Annotated in this window: 18 protein-coding genes and 3 tRNA genes; 4 read left to right on the top strand and 17 right to left on the bottom strand. The window is 69.8% G+C overall.

Going from position 1 to position 25,106, the window contains the following annotated elements:
- Positions 1-17: 17 nt before the first annotated feature.
- Genes fusA through rpsL form a run of 3 tightly spaced genes read right to left on the bottom strand, consistent with a single transcriptional unit; the run spans position 18 to position 2,965 of the window.
- Positions 18-2,114 (bottom strand): elongation factor G, encoded by a 2,097-nt coding sequence (fusA, locus tag AC559T_RS10220; RefSeq protein ID WP_071066147.1) that lies wholly within the window; start codon positions 2,112-2,114, stop codon positions 18-20.
- Between the two features lie 6 nt (positions 2,115-2,120).
- On the bottom strand, positions 2,121-2,591 hold the full coding sequence (gene rpsG, locus AC559T_RS10215; RefSeq protein ID WP_020463481.1) for a 30S ribosomal protein S7: 471 nt from the start codon (positions 2,589-2,591) through the stop codon (positions 2,121-2,123).
- Positions 2,591-2,965: a 30S ribosomal protein S12 gene (rpsL, locus tag AC559T_RS10210; protein WP_009740532.1), complete on the bottom strand. Its 375-nt coding sequence runs from the start codon at positions 2,963-2,965 to the stop codon at positions 2,591-2,593. Before rpsL ends, rpsG begins: the two co-directional genes overlap by 1 nt.
- A gap of 958 nt (positions 2,966-3,923) precedes the next feature.
- Between rpsL and mug the strand changes: the two genes are divergently transcribed.
- Positions 3,924-4,817, top strand: a complete 894-nt coding sequence (mug, locus tag AC559T_RS10205; RefSeq protein WP_498868565.1) for a G/U mismatch-specific DNA glycosylase — start codon at positions 3,924-3,926, stop codon at positions 4,815-4,817.
- Between the two features lie 252 nt (positions 4,818-5,069).
- Here mug and AC559T_RS10200 read toward each other — a convergent pair whose 3' ends face one another.
- The 9 genes from AC559T_RS10200 to AC559T_RS10160 form a co-directional block, all read right to left on the bottom strand.
- Complete coding sequence (locus AC559T_RS10200; RefSeq protein WP_498868564.1) at positions 5,070-8,960, bottom strand: DNA-directed RNA polymerase subunit beta'; 3,891 nt, start codon at positions 8,958-8,960, stop codon at positions 5,070-5,072.
- 160 nt (positions 8,961-9,120) lie between these two features.
- The gene (gene rpoB, locus AC559T_RS10195) at positions 9,121-12,546 is read right to left on the bottom strand and encodes a DNA-directed RNA polymerase subunit beta (protein WP_071066151.1); all 3,426 of its coding nucleotides are present in this window, start codon (positions 12,544-12,546) and stop codon (positions 9,121-9,123) included.
- A gap of 1,307 nt (positions 12,547-13,853) precedes the next feature.
- Positions 13,854-14,246, bottom strand: a complete 393-nt coding sequence (gene rplL, locus AC559T_RS10190; RefSeq protein WP_071066152.1) for a 50S ribosomal protein L7/L12 — start codon at positions 14,244-14,246, stop codon at positions 13,854-13,856.
- Between the two features lie 206 nt (positions 14,247-14,452).
- Complete coding sequence (gene rplJ, locus AC559T_RS10185; protein ID WP_071066153.1) at positions 14,453-15,001, bottom strand: 50S ribosomal protein L10; 549 nt, start codon at positions 14,999-15,001, stop codon at positions 14,453-14,455.
- Positions 15,002-15,434: 433 nt separating this feature from the next.
- The gene (gene rplA, locus AC559T_RS10180) at positions 15,435-16,148 is read right to left on the bottom strand and encodes a 50S ribosomal protein L1 (RefSeq protein WP_071066154.1); all 714 of its coding nucleotides are present in this window, start codon (positions 16,146-16,148) and stop codon (positions 15,435-15,437) included.
- A gap of 243 nt (positions 16,149-16,391) precedes the next feature.
- On the bottom strand, positions 16,392-16,826 hold the full coding sequence (gene rplK / locus AC559T_RS10175) for a 50S ribosomal protein L11 (protein WP_018505143.1): 435 nt from the start codon (positions 16,824-16,826) through the stop codon (positions 16,392-16,394).
- 35 nt (positions 16,827-16,861) lie between these two features.
- The gene (nusG, locus tag AC559T_RS10170) at positions 16,862-17,686 is read right to left on the bottom strand and encodes a transcription termination/antitermination protein NusG (protein ID WP_498868563.1); all 825 of its coding nucleotides are present in this window, start codon (positions 17,684-17,686) and stop codon (positions 16,862-16,864) included.
- A 229-nt stretch (positions 17,687-17,915) separates the two neighbouring features.
- A complete protein-coding gene (gene secE / locus AC559T_RS10165; RefSeq protein WP_020463489.1) occupies positions 17,916-18,179 on the bottom strand; it encodes a preprotein translocase subunit SecE in 264 nt (87 codons plus the stop codon).
- A gap of 32 nt (positions 18,180-18,211) precedes the next feature.
- Positions 18,212-18,284, bottom strand: a tRNA-Trp gene (locus tag AC559T_RS10160).
- A gap of 272 nt (positions 18,285-18,556) precedes the next feature.
- On the opposite strand from AC559T_RS10160, the gene AC559T_RS10155 reads away from it, so the two are divergent.
- Positions 18,557-19,765 carry a pyridoxal phosphate-dependent aminotransferase gene (locus AC559T_RS10155; RefSeq protein ID WP_112105336.1) on the top strand — a complete coding sequence of 403 codons (1,209 nt, stop codon included), beginning with the start codon at positions 18,557-18,559 and terminating at the stop codon, positions 19,763-19,765.
- 228 nt (positions 19,766-19,993) lie between these two features.
- On the opposite strand, the gene AC559T_RS10150 is transcribed toward AC559T_RS10155, so the two are convergent.
- The 5 genes from AC559T_RS10150 to AC559T_RS10130 all read right to left on the bottom strand — a co-directional run bounded on the left by AC559T_RS10150 (position 19,994) and on the right by AC559T_RS10130 (position 21,790).
- Positions 19,994-20,422: a MaoC family dehydratase gene (locus tag AC559T_RS10150; RefSeq protein WP_020463491.1), complete on the bottom strand. Its 429-nt coding sequence runs from the start codon at positions 20,420-20,422 to the stop codon at positions 19,994-19,996.
- Between the two features lie 81 nt (positions 20,423-20,503).
- Positions 20,504-20,959, bottom strand: a complete 456-nt coding sequence (locus tag AC559T_RS10145) for a MaoC family dehydratase N-terminal domain-containing protein (protein WP_498868562.1) — start codon at positions 20,957-20,959, stop codon at positions 20,504-20,506.
- Positions 20,960-21,286: 327 nt separating this feature from the next.
- Positions 21,287-21,451, bottom strand: coding sequence for a 50S ribosomal protein L33 (gene rpmG, locus AC559T_RS10140; RefSeq protein ID WP_006539112.1), 165 nt, complete (start codon positions 21,449-21,451; stop codon positions 21,287-21,289).
- 94 nt (positions 21,452-21,545) lie between these two features.
- Positions 21,546-21,622, bottom strand: a tRNA-Met gene (locus AC559T_RS10135).
- A 95-nt stretch (positions 21,623-21,717) separates the two neighbouring features.
- Positions 21,718-21,790 (bottom strand) — tRNA-Thr (locus tag AC559T_RS10130).
- A 591-nt stretch (positions 21,791-22,381) separates the two neighbouring features.
- On the opposite strand from AC559T_RS10130, the gene AC559T_RS10125 reads away from it, so the two are divergent.
- Positions 22,382-24,217 carry a GH25 family lysozyme gene (locus AC559T_RS10125; protein WP_498868561.1) on the top strand — a complete coding sequence of 612 codons (1,836 nt, stop codon included), beginning with the start codon at positions 22,382-22,384 and terminating at the stop codon, positions 24,215-24,217.
- Between the two features lie 155 nt (positions 24,218-24,372).
- Positions 24,373-25,080 (top strand): DUF7144 family membrane protein, encoded by a 708-nt coding sequence (locus AC559T_RS10120; protein WP_498868560.1) that lies wholly within the window; start codon positions 24,373-24,375, stop codon positions 25,078-25,080.
- Positions 25,081-25,106: the final 26 nt, after the last annotated feature.

Raw genomic sequence — 25,106 nt, 5'->3', positions numbered from 1 at the left:
CCGGCCCGGCGGGCCTGCTACTCGCCCCTCGCCTTCGCGATGATGTCCTTGGCGACGTTCTGCGGGACTTCGGCGTAGGAGTCGAACTGCATCGAGTAGCTCGCCCGCCCGGAGGTCTTCGACCGCAGGTCGCCGACGTACCCGAACATCTCCGAGAGCGGCACCAGGGCCTTGACGATCCGGGAACCGCCCCGCTCGTCCATGGCCTGGATCTGCCCACGCCGCGAGTTGAGGTCGCCGATCACGTCGCCCATGTGGTCCTCGGGCGTCGTGACCTCGACCGACATCATCGGCTCGAGGATGACCGGGTCGGCCTTCCGGGCCGCGTCCTTGAAGGCCATGGAACCGGCGATCTTGAAGGCGAGCTCGGAGGAGTCGACCTCGTGGAACTGGCCGTCCCGTAGCGTGACCTTGACGTCGACGAGCGGGTAACCGGCCAGGACGCCGAACTCCATGGCCTCCTGGCAGCCGGCGTCCACCGACGGGATGAACTCCCGCGGGATGCGTCCGCCGGTCACCTTGTTCTCGAACTCGTAGCCGCCGCCGTCGCCGCCGGAGGGCTCCAGGTCGATGATCACGCGGGCGTACTGCCCGGACCCACCCGTCTGCTTCTTGTGGGTGTAGTCGACCTTCTCCACCTTGCGGCGGATGGTCTCGCGGTAGGCCACCTGCGGCTTGCCGACGTTCGCCTCGACGCCGTACTCGCGGCGCATCCGGTCGACGAAGACCTCGAGATGCAGCTCACCCATACCGGCGATGACCGTCTGACCGGTCTCCTCGTCGGTGCGGACCTGGAAGGTCGGGTCCTCTTCGGTGAGCCGCTGGATCGCGGTGCCCAGCTTCTGCTGGTCAGCCTTCGTCTTCGGCTCGATGGCGACGTCGATGACCGGGGCAGGGAAGATCATCGACTCGAGGATGACCGGCGAGTTCGGGTCACACAGCGTGTCGCCGGTGGTGGTGTTCTTCAGGCCCACCACGGCCACGATCTGACCCGCGCCCACACCGTCCCGGTCCTCCCGGTGGTTGGCGTGCATCTGCAGGATGCGGCCGATGCGCTCCTTGCGGTCCTTGGTCGAGTTGAGCACCGCGGTACCGCTGGTGATCTTGCCGGAGTACACCCGGATGTAGGTCAGCTTGCCGACGTACGGGTCCGACATGATCTTGAAGGCCAGCGCCGAGAACGGCGCGTCGTCGTCAGCCTCGCGGACGATCTCGGTTTCTTCCTTGCCGACCGCGTGGCCGGTGACCGAGCCGATGTCCGTCGGCGAGGGGAGGAAGTCGACAACCGCGTCGAGCATGGGCTGCACGCCCTTGTTCTTGAACGCGGAACCACAGAGCACCGGGTTGACCTTGCTGGCCACCGTGGACCGCCGCAGCGCCGCCATGAGCTGCTCCTCGGTGGGCTCGACGCCCTCGAGGTAGAGCTCCATGAGCTCGTCGTCGTTCTCGGCGACGGTCTCGACCAGCTTCTCCCGCCATTCCTGCGCGGCTTCGGCGTGGTCGGTCGGGATGTCGACGGTCTCGAACGAGGCGCCCTTGTCCTCGGTGTGCCAGAGCAGGCCCTTCATGCGGATCAGGTCGATCACGCCACGGAAGTCCGCCTCGACACCCCAGGGCAGCTGGATGACGGCGGGCGTCGCGTCCAGCCGGTCGACCATCATGTCGACGCAGCGGTGGAACTCGGCGCCGACCCGGTCCATCTTGTTGACGAACGCGATCCGCGGGACGTCGTAGCGGTCGGCCTGCTTCCACACCGTCTCGCTCTGCGGCTCGACGCCGGCGACGGCGTCGAACACCGCGACCGCTCCGTCGAGGACGCGCAGGGACCGCTCCACCTCGACGGTGAAGTCGACGTGGCCCGGGGTGTCGATGATGTTGATGGTGTGGTCACGCCACGAGCAGGTGGTGGCGGCGGAGGTGATGGTGATCCCCCGCTCCTGCTCCTGCTCCATCCAGTCCATCGTGGCGCCACCCTCGTGGACTTCACCGATCTTGTAGTTCACACCGGTGTAGAAGAGGATGCGCTCGGTGGTCGTGGTCTTGCCTGCGTCGATGTGGGCCATGATCCCGATGTTCCGGGTCGCGGCCAGTGCGGCACGTGCGTCAGCAGCCATGATGAGTTACCAGCGGTAGTGGGCGAAGGCCTTGTTGGACTCCGCCATCTTGTGGGTGTCCTCCCGGCGCTTCACGCTCGCGCCGAGGCCGTTGCTCGCGTCGATCAGCTCGTTCATCAGGCGCTCGGTCATCGTCTTCTCACGACGGCCGCGGGAGTACCCGACGATCCAGCGCAGCGCGAGCGTGGTGCTGCGGCCCGCGCGGACCTCGACCGGCACCTGGTAGGTGGCGCCACCTACTCGGCGGCTGCGCACCTCCAGCGTGGGCTTGACGTTGTCCAGCGCACGCTTGAGCGTGACGACCGGGTCGTTGCCGGTCTTGTTCTTGGCGCCCTCGAGCGCGCCGTACACGATGCGCTCCGCGACCGACTTCTTGCCGCTCAGCAGCACCTTGTTGACCAGGGCGGTCACCAGCGGCGAGCCGTAGACCGGGTCGACGACGACGGGGTGCTTGGGCGCGGGCCCCTTGCGCGGCATTAGCCCTTCTCCTTCTTCGCGCCGTAGCGGCTGCGAGCCTGCTTCCGGTTACGGACGCCCTGCGTGTCGAGAGCGCCCCGGACAATCTTGTAGCGAACGCCCGGGAGGTCCTTCACACGGCCACCACGCACCAGGACGATCGAGTGCTCCTGCAGGTTGTGACCGACCCCGGGGATGTAGGCCGTGACCTCGATCCCGCTGTTCAGCCGGACGCGTGCCACCTTGCGCAGCGCCGAGTTCGGCTTCTTGGGGGTGGTCGTGTAGACGCGGGTGCACACGCCACGACGCTGCGGGCTCCCCTTGAGTGCCGGGGTCTTGGTCTTCTCGACCTTGTCCTGCCGGCCCTTGCGGACCAGCTGCTGGATCGTGGGCAACGCCGCTCCCGTTCCTTCGTGCCTCGTCGTACTCGCCGGCAGCCATCCCGGATGGCCGGCCTGTCTGCCTGCTGTGTCGCGGTGCCGCTCCTCGCCTGGATGGCACGGAGCGTGAGCGCCGGAGTATCCGTTCCCGACCCACGCGGTCGGGCGTGTCGCGCCCTCCGTAAGTACCGGAAGTCCGATACGTCCCAGAAGGAGCGCGCCTACCCGCCCGACTCTGCCGGACCGAACCCGACTGTCACCGACGGCGGCCTGAGTACCTGACCTGAGCGGTCGGTTCTCGGCGCCACGGCGCCACGTCTGGGCGCAGGACACACGCCAGAGCCACGTGGACTCCGGCCACAGGCGCCAACACTACTCCACGCCCACGTCAAGTGTCGAACGGGGTATCACCCGACGACCACGACAGGCGCGACCGGACGACGGACGTCCTGCCTGCGCCTGGCCGTTGCGCGCTCCACGGACGGACCGGTATCCGCCAACCCGCCGGACCGGTACCGACACAACCGTCCTCCCACCGGGAAAACAGCCACTGCGAACCCTACCGCCGACCCCTCCGGCCTCCACGAACGCCCTGCCGAAAGGCATCCATCAATTCCTCCGCCCAAGGCCCCGAGACCGGGAAGCCAGGCACCGAGGACCAGACCCAGGGCCCAGGACCGGCACTCAGGACGCGGAGCCGGAGCCGGGACTCGACCCGAGGCGGCATCGCCCCCCGGCCGCCGCCCCACCCGCCCCGCCCCCGCCCAGGAAAAGCCCCCCAAAACAAGATCTATTGACCGGCCAGCCCCCCTTGAACCACGCCCCATGGAGATGTGTGGCGGGTGAGTGAGTCCATGGACTCACTCACCCGCCACACATCTCGCGGGCCGGCGCGGAGCGCCCTGATCTACGGTGGGCTGATCCGGGTGGGGGTGGATGATCCGCAGGGGCGGCGACAAACGAGGATGCCAGGATGGCCAGCACCAGACCGCCCAGCCAGGGCACCGCGCCGGACCAGCCGTCCCCGGCCGACCAGACACCAGAAGACACGCCGTCGCAGACGCTCACCCTGTCGACGGGCCCCACGCTGCCATCAGAAGCTGCGACGCCGGGAACGGAAGCCGCGCCGGTGCAAGAAGCCGCCCCCGCGCAGGAAGCCACGGACAGGCCCATAGCCGCCCCGGCACCGGAGGCCGCCGACACGCCTGTAGCCGGGCCGGCGGCGCTGAGGTCACCGAAGCCGCCGCGGCGGCCCCGACCGGACCGTGCGGAGCTTCTCGCGGCCTATGGGAAGACCGTCCCGGACCTCGTCGGTCCGGAGACCCGGGTGCTGCTGTGCGGTATCAATCCGTCCCTGGAGTCCGGCGCCACCGGATTCCATTTCGGGACGCCCAGCAATCGGCTCTGGCCGGTCCTGCACTTCGCCGGGTTCACCGGGCGCCGGCTGCATCCGTCCGAGACCGAGCACCTACGCGCCCGGGGCATCGGAATCACGAATCTGGTGCACCGCTCGACCGCTCGCGCCGATGAGATCGCTGACGACGAAATCAGGGCCGGTGTGCCGGTACTCATCGAGCTTGTCGAACGGATCCGCCCGGGATGGGTCGCCTTTCTCGGGCTCGCCGCGTACCGCATCGGCTTCGGGCGGCGGACGGCGAAGGTCGGTCGACAGCCGGAGCGCATCGGTCCCGCCGGGGTGTGGCTGCTGCCGAACCCCAGTGGGCTGAACGCGCACTACCAGCTACCCGACCTTGTCCGGGTCTACGGCGAACTGCGCGAGGCCGCCTTCGGGCCTGTCACGGCCACCACGCCGACAGCGGGCCCGACCGCGGGTCCTGGGCTCAGGTCCGGACACGGCGGCGGCTGACGGCGGCTGACGGCGACGGCGGTCGGTGGCGCCGGCCGACGCAAACGCCGAACGGCCCGGTGAACCGCGTACCTGCACGGTTCACCGGGCCGTCCCGGTCACAAGAGTCGGACGCCCGAGCCGGATACCCGACACCGGGCGCCTGACGCCAGGCGACGAGCGCCCGGCCGTCAGACACCAGGCCTGGCACCGGGTGCCGGACGAGCGCGGTCACTGCCGCGGTCGCCCGGCACCGGAGTCAGGCTCGCTGGCTCAGCGGTAGTCGCCCGAGCTGCGGTAGTCGAACTCGTCCAGCGGGACGGCCTGGCCGGATCCGGCACCGAAGGCGCCGTACTCGACCGAGGCGCCGTCCTCGTAGCCGCTGACCGAGTACATCGCCGCGCGCGCCTCGTCGGTCGGCTCCACCCGGATGTTGCGGTACCGGGAGATGCCGGTACCCGCCGGGATGAGCTTTCCGATGATGACGTTCTCCTTGAGGCCGACCAGCGAGTCCGAGCGGGCGTTGATCGCCGCGTCGGTGAGCACCCGGGTGGTCTCCTGGAAGGACGCCGCCGACAGCCACGACTCGGTGGCCAGCGAGGCCTTGGTGATGCCCATGAGCACCGGGCGGGCCGAGGCCGGCTGGCCGCCGATCTCCACCACGCGCCGGTTCTCGCCCTCGAAGCGGGCGCGCTCGACGAGCTCACCCGGCAGCAGCGTGGTCTCCCCCGACTCGAGCACGTTCACCCGCTTGAGCATCTGGCGGATGATGATCTCGATGTGCTTGTCGTGGATCGACACACCCTGCGACCGGTACACCTCCTGGACCTGGTCGACCAGGTGGAGCTGCACCTGGCGCGGGCCGAGGATGCGCAGCACCTCGTGCGGGTCGACGGCGCCGTCGATCAGCTGGGCGCCGACGTCGACCCGCTCGCCCTCACGGACCCGCAGCCGGGAGCGGCGGGAGACCGGGTAGGCGATCTCCTCGCTGCCGTCGTCGGGGACGATGACGACCTTGAAGGTCTTCTCCGTCTCCTCGATCTTGACCCGGCCGACGACCTCGCTGATCGGGGCCTTGCCCTTGGGGCTACGGGCCTCGAACAGCTCGACGACACGCGGCAGACCCTGGGTGATGTCGTCACCGGCGACGCCACCGCTGTGGAAGGTACGCATCGTGAGCTGGGTTCCCGGCTCACCGATGGACTGGGCGGCGACGATGCCGACGGCCTCGCCCACGTCCACCAGCTTGCCGGTGGCCAGCGAGCGGCCGTAGCAGTGCGCGCAGACACCCATCCGCGACTCGCAGGTGAGCGCCGAGCGCACCCGCACCGACTCGACCCCGGCCTCGATGATCTGGCCGATGACCACGTCGCCGGCGTCGGCGCCGGCCGGGACGACGACCTCACCCTGGGCGTCCACCGCGTCGGAGGCGAGCGAGCGGGCGTACGCGGAGGTCTCCGCGTAGCGGTCGCGCACCAGCACCCCGTCCGGTCCCTTGCGGGCGATCCGGGTCAGGATGCCGCGCTCGGTGCCGCAGTCCTCCTCGCGGACGATGACGTCCTGGCTGACGTCCACCAGACGACGGGTCAGGTAACCCGAGTCGGCGGTCCGCAGGGCGGTGTCGGCGAGACCCTTACGGGCACCGTGCGTCGAGATGAAGTACTCGACGACGGTGAGGCCCTCGCGGAAGTTCGCCTTGATCGGCCGCGGGATGATCTCACCCTTGGGGTTGGAGACCAGTCCGCGCATGCCGGCGAGCTGCCGGATCTGCATCATGTTTCCGGCGGCCCCGGAGTTGACCAGCGTGTAGACCGGGTTGGTCTCCGGGAAGTTCGCCTCCATGGCCTCGGCGATCTTGTTCGTCGCCTCGGTCCAGATCTGCACCAGCTCGCTGCGGCGCTCCTCGTCGGAGAGGAAACCGCGGCCGAACTGCTTCTCGACCCGCTCGGCCCGCTGCTCGTACTCGTCGAGGATCTGGGCCTTGTTCGGCGGAGCCACGACGTCCTCGATCGCCACCGTCACACCGGACCGGGTGGCCCAGTAGAAACCGGCGCTCTTGAGGGCGTCCAGCGTCGCAGCGACCTGGATCTTCGGGTACCGCTCGGCGAGGTCGTTGACGATCGCCGCCTGCGCCTTCTTGTTCAGCTGGGCGTTGATGAAGGGGTAGCCCTCCGGCAGCGCCTCGTTGAGCAGGCAGCGCCCGAACGTGGTCTCCAGGGTGAACGGGTCACCCGGCAGCCAGTCGGCGGGCGGCGCCCACTCGGCGGGGGGCGTGCTCTCCCGCAGCCGCACCTGGATGCGGGCCTGCAGGTGGATCTCCCGCGCGTCGAAGGCCATCTGGGCCTCGGCGACGCTGGAGAAGAACCGGCCCTCGCCGATCGCACCCTCGGACACCCGGGACAGGTGGAACACCCCGGTGACCATGTCGAGGCTGGGCATGGCCAGCGGACGGCCCGACGCCGGCGACAGGATGTTGTTGCTCGACAGCATCAGGATCCGGGCCTCGGCCTGCGCCTCGGCGGACAGCGGCAGGTGCACCGCCATCTGGTCGCCGTCGAAGTCCGCGTTGAACGCGGTGCAGACCAGCGGGTGGATCTGGATGGCCTTGCCCTCGACCAGCTGCGGCTCGAAGGCCTGGATGCCGAGGCGGTGCAGGGTCGGCGCCCGGTTGAGCAGCACGGGGTGTTCGGTGATGACCTCTTCGAGGACGTCCCACACGACCGGGCGGGCCCGCTCGACCATGCGCTTGGCCGACTTGATGTTCTGCGCGTGGTTGAGGTCGACCAGGCGCTTCATCACGAACGGCTTGAACAGCTCGAGCGCCATCTGCTTGGGCAGGCCGCACTGGTGCAGCTTGAGCTGCGGGCCGACCACGATGACCGAACGGCCCGAGTAGTCGACGCGCTTGCCGAGCAGGTTCTGGCGGAACCGGCCCTGCTTGCCCTTGAGCATGTCGGACAGCGACTTGAGCGGACGGTTGCCGGGCCCGGTGACGGGCCGGCCGCGGCGGCCGTTGTCGAACAGCGCGTCGACGGCCTCCTGCAGCATCCGCTTCTCGTTGTTGACGATGATCTCGGGCGCGCCGAGGTCGAGCAGCCGCTTGAGCCGGTTGTTCCGGTTGATCACCCGGCGGTACAGGTCGTTCAGGTCGGAGGTGGCGAACCGGCCACCGTCGAGCTGGACCATCGGCCGCAGGTCCGGCGGGATCACCGGAACGCAGTCGAGCACCATCCCCATCGGGGAGTTGCGGGTGTTCAGGAACGCCGACACGACCTTGAGCCGCTTGAGCGCGCGGGCCTTCTTCTGCCCCTTGCCGCTGCGGATGGTCTCGCGCAGCGACTCCGCCTCGGCGGCCAGATCGAAGTCGGCGAGCCGGTGCTGCAGCGCCTCGGCGCCCATGCCGCCCTCGAAGTACTGGCCGAACCGGTCGCGCAGTTCGCGGAAGAGCAGCTCGTCCGGCTCGAGGTCCTGGACCTTCATGTTCTTGAACCGATCGAAGACCCGGTCGAGGTCGTCGATCTTGCGCTGGGAGCGGTCACGGATCTGGCGCATCTCGCGCTCGGCCGACTCGCGCACCTTGCGGCGGGCGTCGCCCTTGGCGCCTTCGGCCTCGAGCTGCGCCAGGTCCTCCTCCAGCTTGCGCTGGCGGGTCTCGACGTCGGCGTTCTTCTTGTCCTCGAGCTGCTGCTTCTCGACGCCGATGCGGGCCTCGAGAGTCGGCAGGTCGCGGTGCCGGGAGTCGATGTCGACCTTGGTGATCATGTAGGCGGCGAAGTAGATGACCTTCTCGAGGTCCTTCGGCGCCAGGTCGAGCAGGTAGCCGAGACGGCTCGGCACGCCCTTGAAGTACCAGATGTGGGTGACGGGGGCGGCGAGCTCGATGTGGCCCATCCGCTCGCGGCGCACCTTGGCGCGGGTGACCTCGACGCCACAGCGCTCACAGATGATGCCCTTGAACCGGACCCGCTTGTACTTCCCGCAGTAGCACTCCCAGTCCCGGGTCGGACCGAAGATCTTCTCGCAGAAGAGCCCGTCCTTCTCCGGCTTGAGGGTGCGGTAGTTGATCGTCTCCGGCTTCTTGACCTCACCGAACGACCACTGGCGGATGTCGTCCGCGGTGGCCAGGCCGATGCGCAGCTCGTCGAAGAAGTTGACGTCCAGCAAGACTGTCGCCTGCTCTCTCTTTCTCAGTCGGGACGCTGCCGGGGCCCCCGGGCCGGGGCCTGTGGGCTCCTACCCGGGTGGCACGAGTGGACGGGGGCGGGGGCCCGCCGTGACCGGCCGCAGCCGGTCGGCGCATCCGCCAGGCGGACCCCCCGTCACGTCAGACCTCTTCGACGCTGCTCGGCTCACGCCGTGACAGGTCGATACCGAGCTCCTCCGCCGCGCGGAAGACGTCCTCGTCGGTGTCCCGCATCTCGATGGAGACCCCGTCGCTGGACAGCACCTCGACGTTGAGGCACAGCGACTGCATCTCCTTGATGAGGACCTTGAACGACTCCGGGATACCGGGTTCCGGGATGTTCTCGCCCTTGACGATCGCCTCGTAGACCTTCACTCGGCCGACGACGTCGTCCGACTTGATCGTGAGGAGCTCCTGCAGGGCGTAGGCGGCGCCGTACGCCTCGAGCGCCCACACCTCCATCTCACCGAACCGCTGGCCACCGAACTGCGCCTTACCACCGAGCGGCTGCTGCGTGATCATCGAGTAGGGCCCGGTCGACCGGGCGTGGATCTTGTCGTCGACCAGGTGCAGGAGCTTGAGGATGTAGATGTAGCCGACCGCCACGGGGTACGGGTACGGCTCTCCGGTGCGGCCGTCGTACAGCTCGGCCTTGCCGGAGGAACCGATCATCTGCTGACCGTCCCGGTTGGGCAGGGTGGCGTCGAGCAGGCCGGTGATCTCCTCCTCGCGGGCACCGTCGAACACCGGCGTCGCCACGTTGGTACCGGGCGGGGCCGCGTCGGCGCCGATGCCGCGCAGGCGCTCCTTCCAGCCCTCCGTGCCGGAGTCGACCTGCCAGCCGGTCTTGGCGACCCAGCCGAGGTGCGTCTCCAGGATCTGGCCGATGTTCATACGACGCGGCACACCGTGCGGGTTCAGCACGACGTCGACGGCGGTGCCGTCGGGGAGGAAGGGCATGTCCTCCACCGGCAGGATCTTGGCGATGACGCCCTTGTTGCCGTGCCGGCCGGCGAGCTTGTCACCGTCAGTGATCTTGCGCTTCTGGGCCACGTAGACGCGGACCAGCTCGTTCACGCCCGGGGGCAGCTCGTCGCCGTCCTCGCGGGAGAACACGCGGACACCGATGACCTTGCCGGACTCGCCGTGCGGCACCTTCAGCGAGGTGTCGCGGACCTCCCGGGCCTTCTCACCGAAGATCGCGCGCAGCAGGCGCTCCTCCGGGGTCAGCTCGGTCTCGCCCTTCGGGGTGACCTTGCCGACCAGCACGTCACCGGGCGACACCTCGGCACCGATCCGGATGATGCCGCGCTCGTCGAGGTCGGCGAGGACCTCCTCGGCGACGTTCGGGATGTCCCGGGTGATCTCCTCCGGGCCCAGCTTGGTGTCCCGGGCGTCGACCTCGTGCTCCTCGATGTGGATCGAGGAGAGGACGTCGTCCTGCACCAGGCGCTGGGAGAGGATGATCGCGTCCTCGTAGTTGTGCCCCTCCCACGGCATGAAGGCCACCAGGAGGTTCTTGCCCAGCGCCATCTCGCCGTTGTCGGTGCACGGGCCGTCGGCGATGACCTGGCCGGCCTCGACGCGGTCGCCCTCGAAGACGATCGGCTTCTGGTTGATGCAGGTGCCCTGGTTCGACCGGCGGAACTTCGCCAGGCGGTAGGTGCGCCGCGTCCCGTCGTCGTGCATGACGGTGATGTAGTCGGCCGACAGGTCCTCGACCACGCCGGACTGGCCGCAGACGACCACGTCGCCGGCGTCCTTGGCCGCGCGGGCCTCCATGCCGGTGCCGACCAGCGGAGCCTCGGAACGCAGCAGCGGAACCGACTGGCGCTGCATGTTCGAGCCCATCAGGGCACGGTTGGCGTCGTCGTGCTCGAGGAAGGGGATCATCGCCGTCGCGACGGACACCATCTGCCGCGGCGAGACGTCCATGTAGTCGACCTCGTCCGGCGGGATGAACTCGACCTCACCGCCCTTGCGGCGGACCAGGACGCGGTCCTCGGCGAACGTGCCGTCCGGGTTCAGCGGGGTGTTCGCCTGCGCCTTGACGTGGCGGTCCTCCTCGTCCGCGGTCAGGTAGTCGATCTGGCCGGTGACCCGGCCGTTCTCCACCTTGCGGTACGGGGTCTCGACGAAGCCGAACGGGTTGACCCGCGCGAACGTCGACAGCGAGCCGATCAGGCCGATGTTCGGGCCTTCCGGCGTCTCGATCGGGCACATCCGGCCGTAGTGGCTGGGGTGCACGTCGCGGACCTCGAAGCCGGCCCGCTCCCGGGACAGACCGCCGGGGCCCAGCGCCGACAGGCGGCGCTTGTGGGTCAGGCCGGCCAGCGGGTTCGTCTGGTCCATGAACTGGGAGAGCTGGCTGGTGCCGAAGAACTCCTTGATGGAGGCGACGACCGGCCGGATGTTGATCAGGGTCTGCGGCGTGATCGCCTCGACGTCCTGGGTCGTCATGCGCTCGCGGACGACGCGCTCCATCCGGGCCAGGCCGAGGCGGACCTGGTTCTGGATGAGCTCGCCGACCGTGCGCAGGCGCCGGTTGCCGAAGTGGTCGATGTCGTCGACCTCGTAGTTGTCCGGGTCCTGGCCCGCGTGCAGCTTGACGATGTACTCGATCGTGCGGACGACGTCGTCCTCGGTGAGGACGCCGACGTCGTGCGCGACCTCGAGGGTCAGCTTCTTGTTCACCTTGTAGCGGCCGACCTTGGCCAGGTCGTAGCGCTTCGGGTTGAAGAAGAGGTTCTCCAGCAGGGTCTGCGCCGACTCCCGCGTCGGCGGCTCGCCCGGGCGCAGCTTGCGGTAGATGTCGAGCAGGGCGTCGTCCTGGCTGGAGGTGTGGTCCTTCTCCAGGGTGACCCGCATCGACGGGAAGTCGCCGAAGCGCTCCAGGATGCGGGCCTCATCCCAGCCCAGGGCCTTGAGCAGGACGGTGACCGACTGGCGGCGCTTGCGGTCGATGCGGACGCCGACGGTGTCCCGCTTGTCGATCTCGAACTCGAGCCAGGCCCCCCGCGAGGGGATGACCTTGCAGGAGAACAGATCCTTGTCGGACGCCTTGTCGATCGCCTTCTCGAAGTACACACCCGGGGACCGGACGAGCTGGCTGACCACCACGCGCTCGGTGCCGTTGATGACGAACGTGCCCTTCGGGGTCATGAGCGGGAAGTCGCCCATGAACACCGTCTGGCTCTTGATCTCACCGGTGGTGTTGTTGGTGAACTCGGCGGTGACGAACAGCGGCGCCGAGTAGGTCATGTCCTTGTCCTTGCACTCCTCGACGGAGTACTTGGGGGGCTCAAACCTGTGATCCCGGAAGGACAGGGACATCGAGCCGGAGAAATCCTCGATCGGGGAGATCTCCTCGAAGACCTCCTCGAGCCCGGAGGTGATGGGGACATCGTTCCTGTCGGCGTCGATGGCCTCCTGGACCCGCTCCGCCCAGATGTCGTTGCCGATCAGCCAATCGAATGACTGCGTCTGCAGGGCGAGAAGATCCGGGACCTCGAGGGGCTCGATGATCTTTGCGAACGAGATGCGGGAGGCGGAACGCGAGGCGGCCAAGGTGGTCCTTCCGGTGGCCTGATCGTGGGGCTGGCGTCGCGGATGTCAAGGATCCGTAAGGGGGTGGTCAGGTGATCAGTGTCTCGCTACGGTTGTGCGGAACGTCGGCGGGGGGTACCCCGGCAATGCGAGGATCCCGAGATGGAGACTGCGTCGCGGATGCGGCAACCAGCCGGGCGGCGACCGCCCGTGCGGACGCCGGCGCGGGCGAAACGGTGGGGCCGAGCGCCCGCGTGATGCCGGGAGTCCACTGACTCGGGGCATGACGGAGCGGCCGCGGGTCTGGTCGGCACGCGTGTGGCAAGGCCACGCGGCGCCGGCGCGGCGATCTCGGATCGACGTGTCGGTGCAAGGGCGAGAAGTCTCGTTCGGGTCTCGGTTCGGACAGCCGGGCCGCCGTGCCCGCAAGCGAGACACGGCCACGCCGCTCTCGCGTCACCCCGAACCCGCTGAGGCGGCAGGTGCCCGGTCAATGGACCGAAGGACCGCGGACCGCCCCGCGGCGCGAACCCGATCACCCCAAGGGGCCGGATCCCGATGTCGAACGTGTTACCGACGAGCCCGATGCAACGAGAAAGACAGCGCAAACTAGCAGTGTAGCCGACGGCTTCACTGCTGGCAAGGACGAGACCCGATCACGTCGCGCGCCGCTTCCCTACGAAGGTTCGCGAAATGATGGAACTCCGTAGCCCCGGAGCTAGTCAAGGCCTCAAGGGCAACATCGTCTCGGCCCGATCTCGCCGTTGACACGTCGCTCCAGGTGAGCCGGACCGCCGCCGGCCGTCGGCGGCCGAGCGCCTCCGCCGGCCCGCCCCACGGGAAGATGCCCCGTGAGAAGGCCATTCGTGCATGAGACGGACGAAGACGTCGCCCTGATCGCGCCCACCGACCGGCCGCCCGAACGGCCGATCACGACCTCTCAGGCCGTCCCGCGGGCCCGCCCCACGGCCCGACGACGACACCGAAGTCTTACCACCACCGGCCCCGCCCGCCAGTCGGATCACCACCCGCCGCGCCGCCCCACCGGACCGCCGTGCCACCGTGCCACCGTGCCACCGGACGCCACTGTGCCACCGGACCCGCGCCGCCGCGCCGCACCCGGCCGCACAGTGCCGGACACACCGAAGCCCCGCCCCGGACGTACCGGGACGGGGCTCAAGGTCACCCGCTCCCCGACCGGCGGGAGGCCGGCCGGGGAGCGGGATGTCCGCCGCGACGACAGCGCGCTGGCGCCGGGGCCACGGCGGACCGGTGCCGGCAGGCGGTACCGGTACCGGACCGGTACCGGTACCGGTACCGGTACCGAACTACTTGACGGTGACGGTGGCGCCGGCGCCCTCGAGGGCCGCCTTGGCCTTGTCCGCGGCCTCCTTGGCGACCTTCTCCAGGACGGGCTTGGGGGCGCCGTCCACGAGGTCCTTGGCCTCCTTGAGGCCCAGGCTGGTGAGCGCGCGGACCTCCTTGATGACCTGGATCTTCTTGTCGCCGACGGACTCGAGGATCACGTCGAACTCGTCCTGCTCCTCGACGGCGGCGGCCTCGCCGCCCGCGCCACCGGCCACCGGGCCGGCCGCGATGGCGACCGGGGCGGCCGCGGTCACGCCGAACGTGTCCTCGAACTGCTTCACGAACTCCGAGAGCTCCAGGAGCGTCATCTCCTTGAACGCTTCGAGGAGATCGTCGGTCGAAAGCTTCGCCATGGTGGCGGTTCCTTCCTGGTAATGCCGATCAGATGATCCGGCGCCCGGCCATGCCGGGGGGTGTCGTCAGGTGGGTGGTCGGTCGTCGCGCCCCGTGGGACGCGGCCCCGCCGGGACACCACCCGCGTGGGCGGCTCGGTGCGGGCCAGCTGTGGCCACACCGGGACACCGCCTCGCGGGACGGGGGTCCCGTCAGGCGTCGCTCGTCAGGCGTCCACGGAGACCGGCTCGGCGCCGGCCGTCTCCTCCCGCTGCGCGCGCAGGGCCTCGGCGAGCCGAGCCACCTGCGACAGCGGGGCGGCGAAGAGGCCGACCGCCTTGGCCAGCGAGCCGTTCATGGCTCCGGCCATCTTGGCGAGCAGGACCTCGCGGGACTCCAGGTCGGCGAGCTTGCGGATCTCCTCCGCATTCATCGCCTTGCCTTCGACGACCCCGCCCTTGACGACCAGAGCCGGGTTGGCGCGGGAGAAGTCCCGCAGGCCCTTGGCCGCCTCGACCGGGTCGCCGCCGACAAACGCGACGGCCGTCGGACCGACGAGCAGGTCGTCGATGCCGGACACGCCGGCCTGTGCCGCGGCGATCTTGGTAAGGGTGTTCTTGACCACCGCGTAGCGGGTGGTCTCGCCGAGGGCGCGGCGCAGCTCGGTGAGCTGACTCACCGTCAGGCCGCGATACTCGGTCAGCACCGCGGCGGTCGAACCACGGAACTCCTCGGCGATCTCCGCCACCGCGGCGGTCTTCTCCGAGTTCGCCATCGGGCTCCTTCAATGGTCGGCCGGCCATACCGAAGGACCCGGAAACGACGAACGCCCCGGCGCAGGAGGCACGGGGCGTCAAGGGCGACGATCTTCGCCCGCCGACCGTACCCACCTGGGTGAGTTCGGAGCCGGCACAGCGGCGATGCGTGAGCCACTTCCCGTCCGCCACCTACGCGGGCCGCTCGGGGAAACCGAGCCTTCGGCCTCCGACGACAGGTCTCCGAAAAACTCGGGACCCGACGGCCGGAGTACGACCAGCGGTCTTCGGTGTGGAACTGTTCATCATCGTAGCAGGAGCAACGCGGAACGAACGAAGGGCACACACCGCGGACGGTGCGTGCCCTCGTCGTGCCGTTCGATTCGAACTGGTCAGGCCCGGTCGTACGATTCCGGTCGAACTCGTCCGGTCTTCCGGCCGGCGCCGTTCCGGTCAGGCCGAGATCTCCTCGAGGAGGTTCCGGGTCCGGTTCGGGTCCACGGGGATGCCGGGGCCCATCGTCGTGGCGAAGGTGACCTTCTTGAGGTACCGACCCTTGGCCGCCGACGGCTTGACCCGGACGATCTCGTCGAGGGCGACGGTGTAGTTCTCGATGAGCTGGGTCTCGGAGAAGCTCACCTTGCCGATGACGATGTGCAGGTTGCCCTGCTTGTCGACCCGGAAGTTGATCTTACCGCCCTTGATGTCGCCGACGACCTTGGCGACGTCCAGGGTGACGGTGCCGGTCTTCGGGTTCGGCATGAGCCCACGCGGCCCGAGGATGCGGGCGATCCGGCCGACCTTGGCCATCTGGTCGGGCGTCGCGACCGTGGCGTCGAAGTCGAGGAAGCCCTCCTGGATGCGGGCCACCAGGTCGTCGCTGCCGACGATGTCGGCGCCCGCGGCGGTGGCCTCGGCGGCCTTCTCGCCGGCGGCGAACACCGCGACCCGCGGGGACTTACCGGTGCCGTGCGGCAGGTTGACCGTGCCACGCACCATCTGGTCGGCCTTGCGCGGGTCGACGCCGAGCCGGATGGCGACCTCGACGGTGGCGTCGTACTTCGTGGACGACGTCTCCCGGGCCAGCCGGGCCGCGTCGAGCGGGCTGTAGAGAGCGGTCGCGTCGATCTTCTCTGCCGCGGCGCGGTAGGCCTTGCTGCGCTTCATGAGTTCTCCTCGTGGTGTTGGCGGGTCCCGCTCCGCGCCGTCCGACCCGGGCTCAACCCGGGCCGTGGCAGCGACGAGCCCTCCCACATACCTGCGTTCATCCGTGCGTCGCGACGAGCCCGCCGCGATGTCACACGTGTACTGCCTTGTGTCGCCCTTGTGCCGTCCGCTCCCGCCGCGTGGGTCGGAACGTCCGGCGGGACTTCCCACGCGTTCGCGCGGGACACGGTCATACGGACACGGTCACTCGCCGACGGTGATACCCATCGAGCGCGCGGTACCGGCGATGATCTTCTCCGCGGCCTCGATGCTGTTCGCGTTGAGGTCCGGCAGCTTCGTCTGGGCGATCTCGCGCACCTGGGCCGGGGTCAGCTTCGCGACCTTGACCCGGTGCGGCGTGCCGCTGCCCTTGTCCACACCGGCGGCCTTGAGGATCAGCCGGGCGGCGGGCGGGGTCTTGGTGACGAAGGTGAACGACCGGTCGTCGTACACCGTGATCTCGACCGGCACGACGTTGCCGGTCTGCGACTCGGTGGCCGCGTTGTACTGCTTGCAGAACTCCATGATGTTCACGCCGTGCTGGCCCAGGGCGGGACCGACCGGCGGCGCCGGGGTCGCCTTGCCGGCGTTGATCTGGAGCTTGATCAGCGCAGTGATCTTCTTCTTCTTGGGAGGCATCTGTTCGTCTTCCTACCGGGGTTCTACGGAGCGGATCAGATCTTCGCGACCTGGTTGAACTGGAGCTCGACCGGTGTCTCCCGACCGAAGATGGAGACGAGTACCTTCAGGCGCTGCGCGTCGAGGTTGATCTCGCTGATGGTGGCCGGCAGGGTGGCGAACGGGCCGTCCATGACGGTGACGGACTCCCCGACCTCGAACTCCTGGGCCTTGACCGTCTCGACCTTCTTCTCCTTCGGCGCCGCCGGCGCGAGGATGGAGACGACCTCCTCGCGGCGCAGCGGCGACGGCCGGTTCGTCAGGCCCACGAACCCGGTCACACCCGGCGTGTTGCGGACCGCCGACCAGGACTGGTCGGTCAGATCCATCCGGACGTAGATGTAGCCGGGGTACTTCTTCTGCTGTACGAGCTGGCGCTTGCCGTTCTTGACGACCGGGACCTCTTCGGTCGGGACCTCGATCTGGAAGATGTAGTCCTCCATGTTGAGGCTGGAGATCCGGGTCTCGAGATTGGTCTTGACCTTGTTCTCGTAGCCCGCGTAGGAGTGCACGACGTACCACTCGCCGGGAGCGTCCTCGAGCGCCCGGAGCAGGTCGTCGCCATCATCCTGAGGCTCGGGCGTCGCGACCGCGGTGGCCGGCACGGCGTCAGCGGCCGGCGCGGCATCGGCCGCCACCGTCGCGGGCGTGTCGGCGGTGGAGCCGCCGTCGGGCCCGAGGCCGTCCTCGATGTCGTCCTTCTCAGGTGCGGCCGCGGCGTCCGTGCTCGCGACCTCGTCGCGCTCGAACGCCGCAAGGGGGTCGAGACGGTCGAGGGCCTCTCCCTGCTCGGAGGAGGCGTGCTCGGGAGACTGGGACACGCGGTCGTTCCTTCTCTCGTGGACGGGTGGACAGTGGGTGGTTCTCCCGCCGGCGGACCTGATCCGCCGAACGGCCGGCCGCCGACCGGGTCGCCCGCCGCGACCCGTGCCAGCGGGACGCACCCGGCCACACAGGGCCGGGACGACGGCACGAACCGGTGCCCGGGCCGAGCACCGCGCCGCACCGACGATCGGTCGGCCCGGCTCGCTGCCCATGGCGGCTCCGGTGTCAGCCGAAGACCGCGAGGACCGCCTTCGTCAGGCCGAAGTCGAGGCTAGCCACGAAGGCCGTCATCACCGTGACGAAGACAAGCACGACGACCACGTAGGTGATCAGCTCGCTCCGGCCCGGGTAGACGACCTTGCGAAGCTCCGCGATGACCTCGCGGACGAACTGACGAATCCTGCGGACAATCGAGAACGGCGACCGTCGACGGTCGGCCCGCGCGGACCTACCGGCCCGCGGTGCCGCGTCACGCGTATCGGTCGCCACTCAGCTCCACCCACTCGTTCGTCGGTCCAACGCAGGGGCGACAGGACTCGAACCTGCAACCGCCGGTTTTGGAGACCGGTGCTCTACCAATTGAGCCACGCCCCTTAGACGTACCCGGACCACCACCTAGTTCCCACCGTGCCGCCTTCGCTCTCCGTCAGGCTTCCCGATGATTTTCAAAGGATCTTCGCGATCCTCTAAAGATCATTTAGGGCCGTTCGGTGGAGCTACCGGCTGCAGGCGGGGGCTGACAGGCCGAGCGGAACGAGCATACCCCTTCATCGACCGGATGCCGGCCGCACGGTGCTCTTCGACGTCCGCAGGTCGCCCCAGGAGGGGCCGGACGGGCCAGCCCGATCCCCTACTCACGTGGCAGCATGGCTGCCATGAGCAGGATCTCCCACCGCATCGCGGGCATCGCGCCTTCCGCGACCCTCGCCGTCGACGCGACCGCCAAGGCGATGCGCGCCGCGGGCCGGGACGTGATCGGCTTCGGTGCCGGCGAGCCCGACTTCCCGACTCCCGAACACATCGTCGCCGCCGCGGAGAAGGCGTGCCGCGAGCCGCGCATGCACCGCTACACCCCGGCTGCCGGCCTCCCCGAGCTGCGGGAGGCCGTCGCGGAGAAGACCAGGCGCGACTCCGGCCTGGTCGTCGAGCCAAGCCAGGTCCTCATCACCAACGGTGGCAAGCAGGCTGTCTACCAGGCGTTCGCGACTCTGCTCGACCCAGGGGACGAGGTTCTCCTGCCTGCCCCCTACTGGACGACCTACCCCGAGGCGATCCGCCTCGCCGGCGGTGTGCCGGTCGACGTCGTGACCGGGCCCGAGGCCGGCTACCGCGTCACCGTCGAGCAGCTCGAGGCCGCCCGGACCCCCCGTACCAAGGTCCTGCTGTTCTGCTCCCCCTCCAACCCGACCGGCGCAGTCCACACCCCGGAGGAGGTCCGCGCGATCGGCCGCTGGGCCGCCGAAGCCGGCATCTGGGTGCTCAGCGACGAGATCTACGAGCACCTGGTCTACGGCGAGGCCCGCTTCGCCTCGATGCCCGTCGAGGCACCCGAGCTGGCCGACCGCTGGGTCGTCGTCAACGGCGTCGCCAAGACCTACGCGATGACCGGCTGGCGGGTCGGCTGGCTGATCGGCCCGCTCGACGTCGTCAAGGCGGCCACCAACCTGCAGTCGCACGCCACCTCGAACGTCTCGAACGTCGCCCAGGCCGCGGCGCTCGCCGCCGTCGCCGGCCCGCTCGACGCCGTCCACGAGATGCGGACGGCCTTCGACCGCCGCCGCAAGACCATGCACGAGATGCTCGTGCAGATCCCCGGCGTGCGGTGCCCCCTGCCCGACGGCGCCTTCTACGCCTACCCGTCGCTGGAGGGCGTGCTCGGCCGGACGCTGCGCGGTCGCACGCCGGCGACCTCGGCCGAGCTGTGCCAGTTCATCCTGGAAGAGGCCGGCGTCGCGATCGTGCCCGGGGAGGCCTTCGGCACCCCGCGCTTCGCCCGCCTGTCCTACGCCCTCGGGGACACCGACCTGGTCGAAGGTGTCCGCCGGCTCGGCGCCCTGCTGTCCGAAGCCGTCTGAGGACGGCTGAGCGCACCGTCCACCTCCACGCACCCCGGAGTCGAGGCGATGTCCGGCTGACGGACACCGGCTGACTGACGTGCACCCGGCCGTCGTAGCTACGACGGCCGGCAGCGGGCCCCGCGGCACACCGCCGCGGGGCCCGTCGGCGTGTGGGGCCGGGCCGCGCCGCGCCGGTATCCGGGTGTGGGACCGGGCCCCACGGGACGCTGCCGGGCGCCGCCGGGGTCAGGCGAGCTGGACGGTCGCCCGCGCCGCCATGAGGACCTTGGCACCCTCGTGTCGGACTGTGAGGTTAACCACGACCCTCCCGCCGTCGAGCTTTTTCTCCACAACGCCCCGCACAGAGATCTGCGCGCCCTCGTCGTCGTCGGGCACGACCACGGGTGAGGAGAACTTCACGCCGTACTCGACGACGGCCGCCGGGTCGCCGACCCAGTCGGTGACGAGACGGCCCGCCGTGGCCATCGTCAGCATGCCGTGCGCGAGCACACCGGGGAGCCCGGCCTCGGCGGCCACCCGCTCGTTCCAGTGGATCGGGTTGAAATCGCCCGACGCGCCGGCGTAGCGCACCAGATCGGCTCGCCGCAGCGGGAAGACCCGGTCACCGATCTCGGTACCGACGTCGACGGCGTCATAGGTGACGGTGGTGGGCATGCCGGCTCCGATCGAACCCTCGGCGGGACGCCGCGTCAGCGGGGCGGCGCGGCGACGTCGCGGTGGTCAGCGAGAAAGTGGTCAACGAGGCGGCGCGGTGCCGCGGGAGACCAGGCTGCACGTTCCCTCCGCGACCAGCTCGCCACTCGTCGTCGTGAACTCGTAGGCCGTCACCAGCACCTCGTTGCGGCCGACCGAGCGGATGGACGCCAGCGTCGAGCGCACCACGAGCTCGTCGCCCGCGACAACCGGGCGGTGCAGGGTGAACCGCTGGTCACCGTGGACGACGAGGGAGTAGTCCAGGCCGAGAGCAGGATCGTCGGTCGGCAGGCCGAGGTCGCCCGGGATCGCCGTGACCAGGAAGGTCGGCGGGGCGAGCAGGTCGGCGTGACCGGCGGCCTTCGCCGCCTCCACGTCGTGGAAGAGCGGGTTGCCGTCGCCGATGGCGCGCGCGAACTGGCGGATGTGCTCACGTCCCACCTGGAACGGGGCGTCGGAGGTGTAACTACGTCCGACAAAGTCCTGGTTCAGCGGCACCGCACGCTCCGATCTCGACGTTGCCGGATCCCGATGTCGCCGGAACCCGGGCTTACCAGACCGGTTCGAGACCCTATCGGGCCCGCGCCCGCGCGGACAGCATCGCCACCCGGACCGCGGCACCGCCCGGACGGCGCGGCCACCGGAGCCGCGTCGTCACTCGGACGGCGCGGCCACTCGGGACGGCGCGGTGACGGCATGACGAAACCGGGCGGGTCCGTGTGTCGCGGACCCGCCCGGAGTAAGTCGTGTCGCGGTCACCGCGCCTGCGCCGGGGCTCGCCCCGCCCGGTCGACGGCGCCCCGCCAGCCGTGGTCGGCCGACGGGCTAGCGCGTCTCGCGGTGCTCGGTGTGCGTGCGGCAGTTCGGGCAGAACTTGCGCAGCTCGAGACGGTCCGGGTCATTCCGCCGGTTCTTGCGCGTGATGTAGTTGCGGTGCTTGCACACCTGACACGCCATTGTGATCTTCGGACGAACGTCGGTGGCAGCCACGGCGAGATGCCTCTTCCTGTCTCGAATTCTCTACAGGCCAAGGGGCCGCGACTCACCAGACCCCTGGAGGGTGACACGGTGTGCCGCGACCCGATGGTAGCGGTGGCCGGACTTGAACCGGCGACACAGCGATTATGAGCCGCTTGCTCTGCCAGACTGAGCTACACCGCCATGACGGATCACCAGCGAGCGAAGATCCGACTGACAGTATAAGCGGACAGACCACCAACTGCCGATCACGATCCTGCCCGATACCGGACCGCCTGAGCCCCTTTACGGAATCGAACCGTAGACCTTCTCCTTACCATGGAGACGCTCTGCCGACTGAGCTAAAGGGGCGTGCTCGCGCGGGACTCACGTTACACGACTCCGGCGACTTCGTGGCGGGCACCCCCCCACACTTCCGCCCGGCGCCGACCGTCCGGCTCGCCCGCATCCACGCGCGGCCGGCGCGGCCGGCGGGAACGTGCCGATCGACCCGGACGGCAGGCGGGTGACCAGACCCCGCGAACACGGCCAGAAGGCCGACACGGCGAACTAACGGTGACGTCGAGCCCGACACGCACCCCCCGCTGATAGCTGTAAGTAATCGCATGAGTGCCTAGCGTGTTGCTCGGCCGTGGACGCGCGCCTCACAGGTGCTACCGCAGCCGCCGCCGCGCCTCCCAGCATCGAGGGTTGCTCATGCCGCTCACGTACCGTCACTCCCGAGATCCACAGACCCCGGACGCGGCGCCCATCGTCCCGCGTGCGCCGTGGGAGAGCCAGCCGGCCGCCTCACCGCGGCCGCTCCCCCTCGCCGGGGTACCTGTCCCGGCCGGGACCTCACTGCCACCTGGAACGTCCTACGCGACGCTGCGCGCCGCGTTCCCGGATCGGCCCGTGTCGGGGCCACCGTCACCGAAGAGACCACAGAACACGACCGCCAAGGTGGCGTTTCCGGCAGCCGCCAGCTTCGCTCACGATCTGCCCGCGGCCGGCGAGACACAGGCCGGAGCGGCGCAGCCCGGCGTCGTCTGGGCCGGCGAGATCGTGATGGCCGAGCCCGCGGCTGCCGGCCGGGTGGCAGTCGGCCGGGTGGCAGTCGGCCGGGTCGCGGTCGACGAGGCGCTGGCCGCCTGGCGCCTGCGCAATGCCGGACGGTTCTCCGCGCGGGTCCTCAGCGCGGCCACGGTGGCCGTCACCGCCGTCGCGCTCTCCGCGCCGGCCGCGGGCGCGCTGCCCACGCCGCAGGCGTCCGGGGTCTCAACTCCGTCGGCGCAGATCACCCCGCAGACACAGATCACCCCGCCGACGCAGACCTCGCCCGCGACACAAATCACACCGTCCGCAGCGGCGGCACCAACGCCGTCGCCGGCGGCCCAGGCACCAGCGAACGGGGCGGCGGCGACCACGACACCCGCACCCGCGGCGCAGACATCCGCACCCGCGGAACCGACACCGGCATCCGCCACACCCGCGGAGCCGGCGCCCGACCCGGCGCCCGTGCCACCCGGGGCGACTCCACCTGCGCCGCCCGGGGCCACCCCTCCCGTGCCGCCTGGGGCCAGCCCGCCGGCGGCGGGCATGACACCGGCACCCGGGCCGGGGACGTCCGAGCCCGTCCTGTCCACGGAGCCGTCCCCCGCCTGGCCCAAGGGCATCGACATCGCATCGTGGCAGCACCCCGGGTCGGCGCCGATCGACTGGAACGCGGTCAAGGGCGCCGGCATGACCTTCGCAATCGTGAAGGCCACCGAAGGGACCAATTACACGAATCCGTTCTTCGTCGGCGACCGGGACGCGGCCGGCAAGGCGGGCCTCGTCGTCGGCGCCTACCACTACGCCCGCCCGGCAGCCCCGATCTCGACCGCCGTCGACCAGGCCCGGCACTTCCTGGCTGTGACCGGCCTCACGCGCACAGCCGGCCACCTGGCTCCGGTCCTGGACCTGGAGACCACCGGCGGGCTCGATCCTGTGGCCCTCGCGGCCTGGACCCGGGCCTTCCTGGAGGAGATCGAGTCCCAGACCGGCCGGGCGCCCACCCTGTACACGTACCGGTCGTTCTGGACGAACAGCATGGCCGATACGAAGGAGTTCGCCCGGTACCCGTTCTGGTTCGCCATCTACAACAACGAGTCCACCCCGGGATGGCTGCCGGGCGGCTGGCCCGGCTGGGCGATGTGGCAGTACACGTCCTCTGGCGTGGTCCCCGGGATCATCGGGAGCGTCGACATGAACGTCGTGTGCTGCTCCGCCCCCGCGCTGACCGGGCTCGCCGACGGCACCCTCTCCGAGATCGACAAGCGGTACGCGGCGGCCGGGCTGCTGCAGCTCGCTCTCGGGGCGCCCACCGAAGCGGAGGTCGTCGCGGGCGGCGGCGGCCGCTGGCGCCCCTTCAAGAACGGGCTGATCTACTGGTCCGTCGCGACGGGACCGCGGGTGCTGCACGGCAAGATCGCGAAGAAGTACCTGGGCCTCGGCGGGACCAACAGCTTCCTCGGACGTCCGCTCGGCGACGTCGAGTGGGCCGCCGCGCCCGGCGCCCACCAGGCGATCTTCCAGGGCGGCTGGATCTACTGGCACCCGACGACCGGGGCGCACGAGGTGCACGGCCTGATCCTGCGCCGCTACCTCGAACTGGGCGGCTCGACGTCCAGCCTGGGTCTTCCGATCACGGACGAGTACTCGGTGCCGGGCGGCCGGGAGAGTGCCTTCCAGTTCGGCAAGCTGCGCTGGACGGCCGCGACGAACGCGGTGACCCTGCTGCCCGCGGCGGCGCCCTGACGCCACCCACCCCTGTCCGGCCTGACGGCACACATCCCCGACCCCGAAACGAACGCGAGGAGTGACGAAGGCCTACGCGGGGTATCTGACGCCGAGTGCGGCGGACTGTGGCCACTTGGTCACATGCTGCGCCGTCGTGCAGCCGGGAGGACCAGATGGCAGATCTGCGGCAGGTACGCAACACGGACGGCTGGCTGATCTTCGCGGCCGTCATCATGTTCATCGTCGGTTTCCACAACCTCATCTACGGCATCGCGTCACTACGCGACTACATCGTGATCGTGGACAACCTCTACTCCACCTCGACGGGCACCGGGGTGATCTACGCCAACACCACCTTCTGGGGCTGGCTGTGGATCGTCGTCGGCATCGTCCAGATGGGGATCGCGTTCGGCATCGCGGCCGGCAACGAGCTGTCCCGCTGGGTGGGCATCGTCATCGCCGCACTCAACGCGATCGGCCAGCTCGCGTTCATGGCCGCCTTCCCCATCTGGTCGGTGATCATCATCGCCATCGACGTCCTCGTCATCTACGCGCTGGCCACCTACCAGACGCGCGGCCGTGGCGGCGCCGCCGAGCCCTACCCGAGTGACCGTCCCGGGATGACCCGCGGCGCGCCCACGACGGCTCGCAGCGGGGTGCGCGCCGGAGCGGGCGGCGGCTACGACCGCGACCAGGGCTACACCTCCGACCAGGGCTACGCCTCCCAGCCGGGCCAGACCGGCCGCGGCGAGGGCTACCCGGCGGGCCCGTCCGACCCCGGTCAGCGGTCGGGCGGGCCGGGCCTCAGGCCGGGCGACCCCGGCTACCGGGACCCGAGCCGGAAGGACGGCCCCGGGGGTTCGGGCGCCGGCATCCGGTGACGGTATGACCGCCGAGGCCGCCGCGG

Origin of the sequence: Frankia sp. Hr75.2, assembly GCF_949319125.1 — a bacterium.
Taxonomy (GTDB): Bacteria; Actinomycetota; Actinomycetes; order Frankiales; family Frankiaceae; genus Parafrankia; species Parafrankia soli.
The sequence above is the reverse complement of the archived record's forward strand: the minus strand, read 5'-3'. Positions and strand labels throughout refer to the sequence as shown.